The organism is Pseudomonas sp. C11 (assembly GCF_034683865.1).
Classification (GTDB): domain Bacteria; phylum Pseudomonadota; class Gammaproteobacteria; order Pseudomonadales; family Pseudomonadaceae; genus Aquipseudomonas.
Map to the genome: position 1 here is coordinate 317,077 of NZ_JAWIIP010000003.1, position 16,248 is coordinate 333,324.

Annotated in this window: 1 protein-coding gene; it reads right to left on the reverse strand. The window is 65.9% G+C overall.

Going from position 1 to position 16,248, the window contains the following annotated elements:
• Positions 1–55 precede the first annotated feature (55 nt).
• Positions 56–16,018, reverse strand: a complete 15,963-nt coding sequence (locus tag VC352_RS07545; protein ID WP_322978965.1) for a hypothetical protein — start codon at positions 16,016–16,018, stop codon at positions 56–58.
• Between the last annotated feature and the right edge of the window lie 230 nt (positions 16,019–16,248).

Consider the following 16,248-nt stretch of genomic DNA (forward strand, 5'->3'; position numbering starts at 1 on the left):
GAACATCCCGCGACGGCGCTCAGGCGCCGCCGCGGGATGGGTGTCCAGCTTCGACTCAGGAGTAGAAGCTGGTGTGCACGTTGCTGGCAACCAGCAACTGGATATCGCCGTCGTTGTACACGTCGTAGCTGGCGCCGTCGACCTCGACGGTGCCGGCAGCCTGCCACTGATCGGCCGAGCCGGCGATCTGCACGCTGTCGTTGGCATCGCCGTTGACGATCAGTTGCACCGGCTGCGAAGCCCCCAGGCCACTGGTGTCGACCAGCCCGGTCTGACCGAACTGGCTGACGCTCTCGGCATCGAGCTTCAGCGTACTGGCCGCACCACCATCGTTGCCAAGGTCGATCCGGCTCAGGCTGTGCTCGCTGACCGACTCGGGCTTGAGCGTGGTCAGGTCGAGGGTCTGGGTCTCGGCATCGCTGCTGCGGAACCAGGCGTCGACGATGCTGCGGATCTCGCCATTGACGGTCTCGTAGCTGCCAGTGAGGCCGATCCAGTTGCCGTTGTTCAGCTCGCTGCTCGACTGCGAACTCAGGTTGATGCTGGCGATACCCAGGTTCGACAGGCCGTACAGCTCGTCGGTCTGGCTGACGCCATCCTGGTTGGCATCGATCCAAACCTGCAACGAGGCGTACGCCGTATCGTTACTGTCGATCACCCCGTCACCGTTGGAGTCCAGCTCCGCCAGAGCCTCGAAACCGTCCTTGGCCTGCGTGCCATCTTCCAGAGTCGTCGCAGTACCGAACAGCTCGCTACCGTCGTTGATCACGCCGTCACCGTTGCGGTCGAGCACCAGCAGGCCATCGCCACCACCCACCCAGCCGGTGGTATCGAGATCGCCGTCACCGTCGATGTCGAACTGGGTACCAGCCCTCCAGCTCAGGGTCTGCGCACCGTCGCCGTTGAGATCGAGGATCAGCGGCGAAGTGGTCAGCTCGGCCCGCTGCTCGCTGCTCATGGCCGCCAGTTGCGACGCCGTGAAGGCATCGGCCTGGGTCATGTCCAGCGCACGCAGTTGATCGGTGGTCAGCGCCGGGATGTCCGCCACGTCGATGGCACGCAGTTGATCCGTGCTCAACGCGGAGAAGTCCGCCGACTCGATGGCACCGATCTGCGCCGAGGACAGCGCGACGATGTCGGCCGTTTCCAGGGCTGCGATCTGCGCGCTGGTCATCGCCGCGATCTGGCTCAGGGTCAGCGCCTTGACCTGGGCAGTGGTCAGTGCCACCACCTGATCGGTGGTCAGCGCCTGCACCTGATCCGTGGTCAGCGAGGCCAGGTCAGTGTTCTGCATGGCCTGGATCTGCGCCGTGGTCAGCGCCGCCAGATCTTCGGTCTCCAACGCGGCCACCTGCTCGGTGGTCAGGCCGTAGATCTGCGCAGCTGTCAGCGCCTGCACTTGGGCCGTGGTCAGAGCCTGGATCTGGTCGGTGCTCAGCGCCGCCAGGTCGGAGATCTGCATGGCCTGGATCTGCGCTGTGGTCAGCGCCTGCAGGTCATCCAGCGCCATCGCGTGGTACTGGGCCGTGGTCAGGGCCACGATCTGCGCCGTGGTCAGCGCCTGCACCTGGGCGGTGGTCAGCGCGACGATCTGATCCGTGCTCAGCGCCGCCAGGTCGGAACCCTGGATGGCCTGGATCTGCGCCGTGCTGAGGGCTGCCAGGTCGACGGTTTCCATCGCCGCGAACTGCTCGCTGGTCAGCGCCACGATCTGTGCCGTGGTCAACGCCTGCACCTGAGCGGTGGTCAGCGCCACCACCTGGGCAGTGGTCAGCGAAGCGACGTCAACGCCCTGCATGGCGGCGATCTGCTCGGTGGTCAGCGCCTGCAGTTGGGCGATGGTCAGCTTGGACACCTGCTCGGTGGTGAGCTTGACGATCTGCTCGGTAGTCAGCGCCTCGACCTGGGCAGTGGTCAACACCTGCAGTTGATCGGTACTGAGCAACGCCAGGTCACTGGCATCGAGCGCACGGATCTGCGCCGTGCTCAGCGCGGCCAGATCCTCGGTTTCCAGCGCCTCGACCTGGGCACTGTTCAAGCCCTTGATCTGCTCGGTGGTCAACGCCTGGAACTGGTCGCTGGTCAGGGCACGCACCTGGGCCGTGGTGAAGGCTGCCAGATCGCGGGTTTCCATGGCCTGCAACTGGGTCGCGGTCAACGCCTGAACCTGATCGGTGGTCAACGCCGCAGCCTGGGCCGTGGTCAGGCCAGCGATCGCCGTGGTATTCAGCGCGACCAAATCGGCCACTTCCATCTCCACCAGTTGCGCGGTGCTCAGCGCGGCAATCTGAGCGGAACTCAGCGCCTCGGCCTGCGCCGTGGTCAGAGCCACGATCTGCGCGGTGGTCAGCGCCGCTACGTCGGAGGTCTTCAGCGCCACGATCTGCGCCGTGGTCATTTCGGCGAAGTCGGCCACTTCCAGCGCGGCGACCTGGGCACTGGTGAGCGCCTGGATCTGTGCCGTGGTCAGCGCCTTGACCTGGTCACTGCCCAGGGCAACGATCTGCGCCGTGGTCAGAGCCGCCAGATCGACGGTGTTGAGTGCCACGACCTGATCGGTGGTCAGCGCCGCGACCTGCTCCGTGGTCAGGGCTGCAGCCTGCTCGGCGCTCAGGCCTTGCAGAGTGGTGGTGGTGAGGGCGACCAAGTCTTCGGTTTCCAGGCTGGTCAGTTGCGCCGTACTCAGTGCCGCCAGTTGTCCCGAGGTCAGGGCACCTGCCTGCTCGCTGGTCAGTGCCACGATCTGCGCAGTGGTCAGACTGGCCACGTCGCGCGTTTGCAGCGCAGCAATCTGCTCGGTGCTGAGCAGGGCGAAGTCGGCCGCTTCCAGCGCCGGAATCTGATCGGTGCTCAAGGCAACGATCTGCGCCGTGGTCAGCGCCTTGACCTGGTCACTGGTCAGCGCGGCGATCTGAGCCGTGCTCAGAGCCGCGATGTCACGGGTTTCCATGGCCTGGATCTGCGTCGTGGTCAGGGCCGCCAGGTCGGCGGTTTCCATGGCCAGGAACTGAGCCGTGGTCAGCGCCTGGATCTGCGCCGTGGTCAGCGCCTCGACCTGTGCCGTGGTCAGCGCGACGATCTGGGCGCTGGTCAGGCCAGAGATGTCGGCCGTCTCGATCGCACGGATCTGCGCGGTGCTCAGCGCCGCCAGGTCGACGGTTTCCAGCTCGGCCAGTTGCGCCTTGGTCAGCGCCTGGATCTGCTCGTTGGTCAGTGCCTGTACTTGCGCCGTGGTCAGGGCGACGATCTGCGCCGAGGTCAGCGCCGCGACGTCAGCCGCTTCCAGCCCGGCGACCTGAGCCGTGCTCAGCGCCTGGATATCGGCAGTTTCCAGCGCGGCGACCTGGGCGGTGGTCAGCGCCTGCACCTGATCGATGCTCAGAGCCTGAACCTGTGCCGTGGTCAGTGCGACTACCTGAGCGGTGCTCAGGGCAGCGATCTGCGACAGTTGCAGGCCAGCCAACTGGGCGCTGCTGAGCAGCGCCAGATCGGCGGTTTCCAGCGCGCGCACCTGCGCGGTGGTCAGCGAACCGATCTGATCCTGGGTGATGGCCTGTACCTGCGCCGAGGTCAGCTGCGGAATCACGCTGGTGGACAGCGCCGCCAGCGACTGGCCATCCAGAGCCGCGATCTGCGCGGTGGTCAGGTTGATCACCTGAGTCGCGGTCAGAGCCGCCACCTGGGCGGTGGACAACAGCTGGATCTGATCGGCCGTCAACGCGGCGATGTCGGCGGTTTCCATCAGCGCGATCTGCGCCGTGGTAAGGGCCGCGATCTGCTCGAAGACCAGCGCCTGCACCTGGGCCGTGGTCAGCGCCACCAGTTGGGCGGAGCTGAGCGACTGGATAGCCGCCGTGCTCAGCGCAGCGACCTGGGCGGCGGTCAGGCTGGACAGCTGGCCGGTGCTCAAGGCGGCGATCTGCACGGTGCTCAATACCTGCACCTGCTCTTCGGTCAGGGCGGCAATGTCCGCTGTGCTCAGCACTTCGATCTGCGCCGTGCTCAGGCGGGCGATCTGCGCCGTGGAGAACTCGGCGAAACGATCCGGCGTCAGGGCTTCGATCTGAGCCGTCGTCAGCGCCGCCACCTGGGCGGTGGTCAGCGCACTGACCTGTTCCAGGGTCAGCGCTGCGACATCAGCGGTTTCCAGTACGCGAATCTGCGCCGTGGAGAGTGCCGCGATCTGCTCGTTGGTCAAGGCGACGATCTGCGCCGTGGTCAGGGCCACGATCTGCTCGTTGGTCAGCGCCAGCAGATCCTCGGTCTCGATCGCACTGACCTGATCGGCACCCAGAGCAGCCAGATCGGCTGTTTCCATGGCGCGGATCTGCGCCGTGGTCAGAGCGATGACCTGGTCAGCGGTCAGGGCAGCGGCCTGGGCAGAGGTCAGCCCCTGGATCTGCGCGGCAGTCAAGGCCTCGATCTGCGTCGTGCTCAGGGCGGCGATGCGGCTGCTGCTCAGCGCGGCCAGATCGACGACTTCCAGCGCACGAATCTGAGCCGTGCTCAGGGCGGCGAACTGGGCATCGGTGAGCGCGGCAGCCTGGGCGGTAGTCAGCGCCACCAGTTGGGCATTGCTCAGCGCGGCGAAGTCCTGGCTTTCCAGGGCGGCGACCTGAGCGGTAGTCAGCGCCTGGATCTGCGCAGTGGTCAGCGCCTGCATCTGCGCGGTGGTCAGCGCCTGTACCTGGTTGGTGGTCAGCGCGGCGAGATCTTCGGTTTCGAGGATGCGTACCTGGCGCGTAGTCCAGGCAGCGATCTGCTCGGTGGTCAGTGACGGTACGTTGCTCGGGGTCAGCGAGTTGATGAACTCCTGATCCGCCGAATTCAGTGCGTCCGGACTCAAGGCCGCCGTCTGCTCGCCATTCAGCGCCGCCAATTGCGCACTGCTCAGCGCCGCCGCTTGCTCGGTAGTCAGCTCAGCCAATTGCTCCGGCGTCATCGCCGCGAAATCGCTCACCTCGAGGGCGGCCATCTGGGCGGTGGTCAAAGCGGCAACCTGAACCAGCGACAGCGAGGCGACCTGCGCCGTACTCAAGCCGACGATAGCAGCGGTGGACAAGGCAGCCAGATCCGCAGTTTCCAGGCTGGCCAGTTGGTCGAGCCCCAGTGCGGCGATCTGCGTCGCGGTGAGCGCAGCCGCTTGCTGCGTGGTCAGCGCGGCGATCTGCGTATCGGACAGGGTCGCGATGTCGGCGGTTTCCAGCACCGCGACTTGCGCCGTGGTCAGCGCCGCCACCTGGGCGGAGGAAAGCTGCTCGATCTGAGCAGTGGTCAGCGCCACCACCTGAGCCGTACTCAGCGCAGCGACCTGAGCAGGGGTCAAACCGGCCACCTGATCCTGGGTCAGAGCAGCGACATCGGCGGTCTCCAGCGCACGGATCTGCGCCGAAGAGAATGCGGCCAGATCCGCGACTTCCAGCGACGTCACCTGCTCGGTGCTCAGGGCCTCGATCTGGGCCGTGGTCAGCGCCGCGCTCTGGGCCGTGGTCAGCGCCACGATCTGATCGGTGCCGAGGGCGACGATGTCCGCCGTCTCCAGGGCGCGGATCTGCGCCGTACTCAGGGCCGCGACCTGCTCACCGGTCAGTGCATGCACCTGGGCAGTGGTCAGGGCGACGATCTGCGCCGTGCTCAGACCCTGCAGATCGCCACTCTGAATGGCAGCGACCTGGCTCGTGGTCAGCGCCGCGAGCTGGCCGGTGGTCAGCGCGGCGACCTGCGCACTGGTCAGCGCGACGATCTGCGGCTGGCTCAGGGCAACCAGATCGGCCGTTTCCAGGGCACGAATCTGCGTCGTGGTCAGGGCCGCCAGGTCTTCGGTCTGCAGGGCTGCAACCTGCTCGCTGGTCAGCGCGACGACCTGGGCAGTGGTCAGCGCCGCGACCTGGCCAGTGGTCAGCGCGACGACCTGAGCGGTACTCAGGGCCTGGACGCTGGCCGTGGACAGAGCAACGATCTGGCCAGTGCCCAGGGCTGCGATCTGCTCGGCGCCCAGCGCACGCACCTGCGCCGTGCTCAAGGCCTGCAGCTGCAGGTTGCTGAGCGCAGCCAGGTCGGCACTTTCGATGGCCGCCACCTGCGTACTGGTCAGAGCCGCCACCTGAGCGGTGGTCAGCTTGGCGATCTGGGCGCTGGTCAGGGCCGCGATCTGCTCGACGGTCATGGCCGCCAGGTCGGCGGTTTCCAGTGCAACGATCTGCGCCGTGGTCAGCGCCGCGACATCGACCGTTTCCAGCGCGGAGACCTGAGCCGTGGTCAGGGCGATGATCTGGGCGGTACTCAGTGCCTGGATCTGCGCCGTGCTCAGCGCAGACAGCTGGTCGCTGGTCAGGGCGGCGAAATCGGCGGTTTCCAGCGCACGCACCTGGGCAGTCCCCAGCGCGGTGATCTGCGACGGGCTCAGAGCACGGATCTGGGCAGTGGTCAGGGCGACCAGTTGCGCAGAGCTCATGCCTTGCAGGTCAGCAACTTCCAGTTCGGCGATCTGCGCGGTGGTCAGCGCGGCCACCTGAGCGGTGGTCAGCGCGGCCACCTGGGCCGGCAGCAGGGCAACGATCTGATCAGCGCTCAAGGCCACCAGATCCGCCGTTTCCAGCGCGGCGACCTGCGCCGTGGTCAGGGCCGAGACTTGCGCAGTGGTCAGCGCAGCCACCTGGTCGGAAGTCAGGCTCGGAATCAGCAAGGCGCTGATGGCGGCCAGGTCGACGGTTTCCAGGGAGACGATCTGATCGACCGTCAGGGCCGCCAGCTGGGTCGCTTTCAACGCGGCCACCTGGGCACTGCTGAGCGCGACGATCTGAGCGGCAGTCAGAGCAGCGACATCCGCCGTTTCCAGGGACTGGATCTGCGCCGAGGTCAGCGCGGCGACCTGCGCCGTGGTCAGGGACTCGACCTGCGCCGTGGTCAGGGCCACCAGTTGCGCGCTGGTCAGCGCCTGGATCTGCGCCGTGGTCAGTTTGTTCACCTGGTTGGCACTGAGCGCCGCCAGGTCAGCGGTTTCGATGGCCTTGACCTGAGCGGCCGTGAGCGAGCGCAGTTGGCTGCTGCTCAACGCGGCCAGTTGCGCCGAACTCATGGCGGCAATCTGGGCAGTACCCAGGGCAGCCAGGTCGACGTTCTCCAGCACAGCCACCTGGCTCGGCGCCAGAGCGGCCACCTGGGCCGTGGTCAGGGCTGCTGCCTGGGCCGTGGTCAGGGCTACCAGTTGGGCACTGCTCAGGGCCGGCAGATCGGCCGCATCAATGGCGCGAATCTGCGTGCTACTCAGTGCCTGCAGGGCAGCGGTGGTGAGCGCTGCAAGTTGATCACTGCCAAGCGCGACGACTTGCGCGGTAGTCAGCGCTGCCGCCTGGGCGGTGGTCAACGCAGCGATCTGAACCGCCTGCAGGGCAGCAACATCGACGGTTTCCAGCTTGGCGAGCTGGCTCGGGCTGAGCGCCACCAGGTCGGCCGTCTCCAGGGCCTCCACCTGGGCAGTAGTCAGCGCTTGCAGTTGCGCGCTGGTCAGCGCCGCCACCTGGGCGGTGGTCAGCGCCACAATCTGGTCAGTCGTCAGGGCAGCCAGATCGACGGTTTGCAACGCCACCAATTGAGCAGTGGTCAGCGCCTGCAGGTCATCCAGAGCCAAGGCCTGAACCTGGGCAGTGGTCAGGGCCACGATCTGTGCAGTGCTCAGCGCCTGGATCTGCGCCGTAGTGAGCGCAGCCAGTTGATCGGCATTGAGCGCAGCCAAATCGGCGGTCTCGATGGCACGCACCTGTGCGGTGGTCAGCGCGGCGATCTGGTTGATGCTCAGTGCCTGTACCTGGTCGGAGGTCAGGGCCACGATCTGCGCCGTGCTCAGGGCGCGCAGGTCGGCGGTTTCCAGAGCGGCAATCTGGCCGGTGGTCAGCTTGCCGATCTGTGCCGTGCTCAGGGCGGCAACCTGCGCGGTGGTCAGGGCCGCGATCTGGGCGTCTGTAAGCGCCGCCAGGTCAGCGGTTTCCAGCGCACGGATCTGCGTCGTGGTCAGCGCCACCAGGTCGGCCAGCTCGAGAGCAGCGACCTGGGCGGTGGTCAGGGCAACGATCTGTTCGGTGGTCAGAGCGGCCACCTGGGCGGTGGTCAGGGCAATCACCTGCTCGGCCGACAGGGCGGCCAGATCGGCGGTTTCCAGCGCACGGATCTGCGCCGTAGTGAGGGCCGGCACCTGCTCGAGCGTCAGCGCCTGCACCTGAGTGCTGGTCAGCGCAACGATCTGTGCGGTGGTCAGACGAACCAGGTCGGAGGTCTGCAGGGACGCGATCTGCGCCGTCGGCAGGCTGGCAATCTGCGCGGTGGTCAGCGCAGTCGGTTGCGAACCGCTGAGGGCATAGACCTGATCCTGGCTGAGCGCCGCAAGATCGGCGGTTTCCAGCGCGGCGATCTGGGTGCTGGTCAGCTGGGTGATCTGCTCCGTGGTCAGCGCCTGGATCTGCGCCGTGGTCAGCGCGACGATCTGCGCCGTGCTGAGGGTGCGCAAGTCGGCACTTTCCAGGGCCGCAACCTGGGTCTGGGTCAGGCTGGCGACCTGGGCCGTGCTCAGGGCAGCAATTTGTGCCGTGGTCAGGGCCTGGATCTGTGCGGTGGTCATGGCCGCAAGGTCGGCGGTTTCCAGCGCGCGCAGTTGCAGCGTGGACAGCGCCTGAACCTGGCTGCTGGTCAACGCAGCAACCTGCTGACTGGCCAAGTCGACGATCTGTACGGTCGACAGGGCAGCGATCTGCGCGGTGCTCAGGGCGGCGATCTGTTCGCTGGTCAGGGCGACCAGATCCTCGGATTGCAGTGCACGCAGTTGCGCGCTGCTCAGCCCGGCCAGGTCAGCTACTTCGATGGCAGCGGCCTGCGCGCTGGTCAGCGCGACGACTTGCGCCGTACTCAGCGCGGCCACCTGCGCTTGGCTCAAGCCGGCGATCTGCTCGGTGGTCAGCGCGGCCAAGTCATCGGTCGCCAGGGCACGCACCTGGGCGGTGCTCAGGCCAGGCAGTTGCTCGACGCTCAGGGCGCGCACCTGGTCGGTGGTCAGCGCGACGATCTGCGCCGTGCTCAGGGCCTCGAGCTGGCTGGTCGAGAGGGTTGCGATACGGTCAGTGGCAATGGCCGCCAGATCGGCGGTTTCCAGCGCACGTAGCTGCGCCGTGCTGAGCACCGCGACTTGATCGAGGGTCAGTGCCGCGACCTGCTCAGAGGTCAGCGCGACGATCTGCGCCGTGCTCAGCGCAGCGACATCACCAGCTTCCAGCGCAGCCACCTGAGCGGTGGTCAGCGCGGCGAGCTGGGCCACCTTGAGCGCGGCAATCTGCGCGGTACCCAGCGCCTGCAGTTGATCGGTGCTGAGGGCGACGAGGTCTTCGGTCTCGATGGCCGCAATCTGCGCAGCACTGAGGGCCTGCAATTGGTCGTCGGACAGCGCCTGCACCTGCGCGCTGGTCAACGCGGCAACTTGCGCCGTGGTCAGTGCGGCGACCTGCGCCGTGCTGATGCCTGCCAGTTGCGCGCTGCTCAGAGCCGCGACGTCTTCGGTATCCAGGGCGCGGATCTGCCCCGTGCCGAGCGCTTCCAACTGGCCGACGCTGAGGGCGGCCACCTGGTCGGAGCTGAGCGCAGTGATGCGGGTATTGCTCATGGCCGCCAGGTCACTGGCCTCAAGGGCCTGGATCTGCGCGGTGCTCAGGGCGACCACCTGCTCGGTGGTCAGCGCGGCCACCTGGGCCGACGACAGCGCCACCACCTGGGCACTGCTGAGGCCGGCCAGGCTGTCGGTGGACAAGGCCGCCACCTGGGCAACGGTCAGGGCGGAGACCTGGTCAGGGCTCAGCGCCGCTACTTGCGCCGAGGACAGGGCAGCAACCCCGCTGGCGGTCAGGCGCGACAGATCGGCCGTTTCCATGGCGGCCAGTTGTTCGGTGCTCAGCGCCGCCACCTGGTCGCTGGTCAGGCCGCGAATCTGGGCCTGGGTCAGGGCGACGATCTGCTCGGTGCTCAGTACCGCCAGGTCTTGCAGTTCGATGGCGGCAATCTGATCGGAGGTTAGCGCGGCAATCTGCTGAGTGCTGAGCGCTGCGATCTGTTCGGTGGTCAGCCCGGCAATGGTGGCCGGTGCAAGAGCGGAGATATCCAGCGCCTCGAACGCGGCGATCTGCTCGGTGGTGAGCACGGCCATTTGCGCACCAGTCAGTGCTGGTACCTGATCTTCGGTCAGGGCGGCGATCTGCGCAGTGCTCAGGGCCATGATCTGGTCGGTGGTGAGGCCAGAGATGGTGGCGCGGCTGAGGGCCGCCAGGTCGACGGCATCCAGCGCACGAATCTGCTCGGTGGTCAGCGCAGCCAGTTGCGCCGAGTTGAGGGAAACCACCTGTTCCTCGGTCAGGGCAGCGATCTGGGCAGTGCCCAGGGCCTGGATGTCGCTGGAATCGAGCGCGCCGAGTTGCGCGCTGCTAAGGGCCGAGACCTGATCCACGCTCAGCACGGCCACCTGGTCACTGCTCAGCGCGGCGATCTGGGCAGTGCTGAATACGCCGATATCCTCGGCATCCAGGGCAACGATCTGGTCGCTGTTCAATACGGCGATCTGGGCAGTGCTCAGGACGGCAATCTGTTCCACGCTGAGCGCCTGAATCTGCTCGGCGCTCAGGGCGCCAACCTGGGACGTACCCAGGCTACGGATCACTGCGGTGGACAGTTGTTGCAGATCGGTCGGCTCGATGGCCGCCACTTGCTCACTGCTCAGCGCCGCCATCTGGGCGGTACCGAGAGCGGCGAACTGCTCGTTGCTCAGCGCCACGATCTGCTCGGTGGTCAGCGCAGCCAGATCCTGGCTATCCAGGGCGGCGATCTGAGCACTGCTGAGAGCCTGAATCTGCTCAGTGGTCAGCGCAGCCACCTGGGCACTATCGAGAGCCCTGATGCTGGCGGTGGACAACGCCCCGATATCTTCCAATTCGAGCGCCGCGACCTGATCGCTGGTCAGCGCAGCGATCTGCGCGGTGCTCAGCGCGGCGACCTGGGCGGAACTCAGTGCCAGGATCTGCTCGGCGGTCAGGGCTTGCAGGTCGGCGCTTTCGAGCGCGCGCACCTGGATCGTGCTCAGCGCCGCAAGCTGTTCCAGACTCAGGCCAGAGACCTGGTCAGAGCCCAGTGCAACGATCTGCTGGGTCGTCAGTGCGGCGAGCTGGGCCGAGTCGAGAGCCTGCAGTTGCTCCTGGCTGAGCGCGGCGATGTCAACGGTGTCCAGTGCAACGATCTGCGCCGTCCCCAGTGCGGCGATCTGGTCGCTGCTCAAGGCCGCAACCTGGTCGCTGCTCAACGCACGGATGGCAGCCGTGGTCATTTGTTGAAGATCGGCCACTTCGATCGCGGCGACCTGCTCGGTACTCAGCAGGCCGAGTTGGACGGTGTTGAGGGCACGAATCTGCGCACTGGTCAGCGCAGCGATCTGCTCGCTGGTCAGGCCCTGCAGCTGGCTGCTGAGCAGGGCAGCGATCCCGGCGGTGGAAATGGAGGCGAGATCGGCCGTTTCCAGCGCAGCGATCTGGCTGACGGACAATGCGCGGATCTGCGTGGTGGTCAAGGAGGCGACCTGAGCCGTGGTCAGGGCAGCCAGTTGTTCCTCATCCAATGCCTGCAGTTGCGCGGTGGTGAGCACGCGGAAGTTGGCAATGGCGAGTGCAGCGATGTCCTCGGGTTCCAGAGCGGCAATCTGCGTGCTGGTCAGGCTGGCGACCTGCAGGGAGCCAAGCGCAGCAACCTGGGCGCTGCTCAGGGCGGTGATCTGCTCCTGGCTGAGGCTACGCAGGTCAGCGGTTTCCAGAGCTGCGACCTGGGCAGTGCTCAGAGCCGCCAGTTGCTCGGTGGTCAGTTCCGATACCTGGGCGCTGGTCAGCGCACGGATGGCCAGGGTCGACAGGGACGCCAGGTCTTCGGTCTGCAGGGCTGCGATCTGCTCGGGCGTCATCCCGGCGATCTGCTGAGTGCTGAGCGCGGCAATCTGTGCACTGCTCAGTGCCGATATCTGGGAAGCATCGAGCGCAGCCAGGTCACCCACTTCCAATGCGCGCACCTGGGCGGTGGTCAGGGCAGCCACCTGAGCCGTACTCAGGGCTGCGACCTGGACGTTGGTCAGGCTGACGATGGAAGCGGTGCTCAAGGCCACGAGGTCTTCGCTACCGAGCGCGGCAATCTGCTCGGTCAGCAGCTTGGCGATCTGGGCAGTACTCAGGGCCGCCACCTGGGCGGAGCTGAGGCTGGCGATCTGCGCCGTACTCAATTGCCGCAGGTCGACCGTTTCGATCGCACGAATCTGAGCGGTGGTCAAAGCGGCAATCTGATCGGTGCTCAGGGCTACGAACTGGCCGGTGGTCAGGGCCACGATATCGGTAGTCTGTAGGGCACGAATCTGCGCCGAGCCAAGGGCGGCGAGCTGCTCGGCACTCATGGCACGGAAATCTTCCGTGCCCAGCGCGACGATCTGGGCAGTCGTCAGTGCGGCGACCTGGGCGGTATCGAGGGCGGCGACCTGCTTGCTGGTCAGTGCCACGACCTGGGTCGAGCTCAAGGCCACCAGCTGCTCGGTGCTCAAGGCCTGAATCTGCGAGGTGCTCAGCGCCAGAACATCGATGGTGTCCAGGGCGGCAATCTGGGCCGTGCTCAACGCAGCCAGTTGCGCAGTGTCAAGGGCGGCGATCTGAGCGGAGGTGAGCGCCTTGACCTGAAGCGCGCTCATTGCCTGCAACTGATCAGTGGACAGTGCCAGCACTTGCGTCGTAGTCAATGCCGCCAACTGAGCAGCAGTCAGCTTGGCGACCGCAGCGGTACTGAGCGCACTCAGATCAGCGGCATCCAGCGCACGCAACTGAGCGGTGCTCAGCGCAGCGGCCTGAGCGGTGCTCAGCGCCGCCACCTGCTCGGAGTTCAAGGCCACGATCTGCGCAGTTTTCAGCACGCGCAGATCGGTCACCTCGATGGCAGCGACCTGGTCGCTGGTCAGTGCGGCGACCTGAGCCGTGCTCAGCGCGGCGACCTGGGCCGTGGTCATACCGGTGATCACACTGGCCGAAAGCGCCTGCAGATCCTCGGTTTCGAAGGCACGGATCTGCGCCGTGGACATGGCGGCAACCTGTGCAGAGGTCAGAGCAGCCGCATGCGAAGTGCTCCAGGCGGCGATCTGGGCCGTCGTCAGCGAACGCACGGCTGCAGTGGTCAAGGCGCCAATATCGCGTGCCACCTGTTGTTCATCAGTCAGCGGCGAACTGAGCGCGGCGATTTGCGCCGTGGTCATGGCCACCAATTGCGGGATGGTCAGAACCTCGATCTGCGAAGCAGTCAGCGCCGCAACCTGAGCAGTCGTCAACGCACGGATATCCGCAGTTTCGATAGCCGAGACCTGAGCATTACTCAGGCTCTGTACCTGGCTGATGCCCAGGCTGGCAACCTGAGCGGTGGTCATGCCAGCAATCGCGGCAGTGGACAGCGCGACGAGGTCGGCGACCTCAAGTGCGGCAGTCTGCGCCGTAGTCAGCGCCGCTACCTGAGCAGAAGACAGGGCCGCAGCCTGCAGAGTCGTCAGCGCCTGCACCTGGTCGGTGGTCAGACTGGCCATCTGGGCGGCCGTGAGCCCGCGGATCGCCTGGCTGCTCAGCGCAGCAAAATGCGTGTCATCAAGGGCAGTGATCTGTGCGGTAGTCAGCGCGGCGACCTGAGCCGAACTGAGGGCGGCGACTTGCTGTAGATCGAAAGCGGCGAGCTGTGCACTGCTCAGCCCACGGAAGTCACTGGCGTCGATCGCCGCAATCTGGGCGGTGCTCAGTGCCGCGAGTTGCGTCTCGGAAAGTGCAGCGATCTGCGCCGAACTCATGGCCTTGATGGCGGCCGTGGACAGCCCAGCCAGGTCGCCATCATCGATGGCGCTTACCTGAGCGGTACTCAGCGATGCGATCTGGGCGGCGGTGAGCGCACCGATCTGCGAGGCACTGAGCAGCGCCATGTCTGCCGTGGACAGGCCCTGCAGGTCAGCCACATCGAGCCTGGAAAGCTGTGCGGTGGTCAGCGCCTGCACCTGGGCATCGGTCAGGGCGGACACCTGGGCGCTGGTCAGGCCGGCGATGGAACCCGAGGCAATCGCGGCAAGATCGGCCACCTCCAGGGCGGCGATCTGGTCGGTGGTCATCGCGGTCAATTGCGAAGCTGTGAGCACCGCAGCCTGTGCGGTGGTCAGGGCAATCAGCTGATCGCTGCTCAGTGCACGGATCTGAGCGGTGGTCAACCCGGCGATCGCGCTGGAGGCCAGCAGCGGAATGTTGCCATCGTCGATGGCCTGGATCTGGGCAGTGGTCAGGCCCGCGAGTTGCGTCGAGGTCAGCGCGCCGAGCTGGCCGGCATCCAGAGCCGCGATGCTGGCAGTGCTCAGCGCGGCGACATCGGCGACCTCCATGGCGCGAATCTGGGCGGTGGTCAGGGCCGCCACCTGATCGGCCGTCAACGCCGCCACCTGCGCGGTGGTCAGGCCACGAATGGCGGCAATGCTGATCGCAGCAAAATCACTCGCCTCGATAGCCTGCACAGACGCAGTGCTCAGCGCACCCAGCTGGTTGAGCGTCAGCCCGGCGACTTGCGCGGAGGTCAAGGCAACGATCTGCTCGGTGCTCAGGGCGCGCACCTGAGCAGTGGTCATGGCGCCGATGGCTGCAGCGGACATGCCGGGTAGGTCGGCCACTTCGATGGCCGCGATCTGCGCGGTAGTCAGGGCGACTGTCTGGGCAGCAGTGAGACCGGCAAGCTGGGCCGAGTCGAGTGCCACAATCTGGGCAGTGGTCAGCGCTCTGATGTCGGCGGTGTCGAGGCGACCGATCTGCGCGGAGCTCAGGGACTGAACCTGCGCGATGCTCAGCGACGCGACCTGGGCGGTGGTCAGGCCGGAAATGTTCACGGCGGAAATGGAAGAAACGTCCAGAGCCTGCAGTTGTGCCGTGGTCAGCGCAGCGAGCTGCGTGATCTTGAGCGCACCAATCTGGCTAGCAGTCAGCGCATCCACCTGATCGGTGGTCAGTGCGGCAATCTGGGAGGTCTTCAGCGTACCGATGACCTGCGAACTCAGCGCAGCAAAATCACCGGCCTCGATGGCCTGCACCTGGGCAGTGCTGAGCCCGGCCAACTGTACCGAGGTCAATGCGGCAAACTGATCGCTACCCAGCGCAACCAGCTGGGCAGTGGTGAAGGCGGCCACATCGGCCGTGTCGAGACGGGCGATCTGTGCACTCGTGAGAGCCTGCACCTGTGCCGCACTCAGCGCAGCGATCTGCGCCGTGGTAAAGCCGGCAACCACGGAGGCCGAGATTGCCGCTATATCGGCGGTTTCCAGAGCCTGAACCTGAGCCGTGGTCAGGCTGGCCAACTGACCGTTACTCAGCCGGCTGACCTGTAGCGTGGTCAACGCCTCAACCTGGGCCGTGCTCAGGCCAGCGACCTGCAGGGTGGTCAGAGCGGCAATCGCAGCCGTACTGAGGGCGGACACATCGGTATCGAGAGCAGCCAGCTTGCTCGGCGTCAGCGCGCGAATCTGAGCGGAGGTCAGCACGGCAACCTGGCTGGCATCCAAAGCAGCAAGCTGGTCAGTACCCAGCGCCGCGAAATCGGCGGACTCCATACGCAGCAATTGCGCAGTGGTCAGGGCGCCAGCCTGGCTCGCGGTCAGCGCTGCAGCCTGGGCAGTGGTCAGGGCAACGATCTGGGCAGTGGTGAGAACAGCGGCCTGGGCCGGTGTCAGGGCGGCAATCTGAGCAGTGGTCAGGGCAGCGAAATCCACCGCTTGCATCGCCTGCAACTGGCCGTCGCTGAACGCCTGAAGGCTATCACTGGTGAGCACGCGAACCTGCGCAGTGGTCAACGCGACGACCTGTGCAGTGCTCATGCCGGCGATGTCTTCGGTGGTCAGGGCGGCGATCTGATCGGTCGACAGGGCGGCGACTTGGGCGGTGGTCAGGCCAGTGAAAATGCTGCTCATCTTGAATTACCTATAAAAGGATATATGCCTAAGCCTTGCCACCGGACACAGGCAAGTCGCCGCGGATTATGGGGATCCGTGCATTGCTATCGTCGTTGGAACGACAACCTAAAGGGGCTCTGGAAAAATATTTTCGGGCCCGCGAGATGCGGACAAAGCAACGGATGAACACCGTGTCAAGCAACAATAGCATGATGGCATGATGCAACCAGAGGCCAATTCGTTCAGCG

Coding starts and splice junctions, on each gene's coding strand:
- VC352_RS07545 (WP_322978965.1), bottom strand. CDS start 16,018: ATGAGCAGCATTTTCACTGGCCTGACCACCGCCCAAGTCGCCGCCCTG.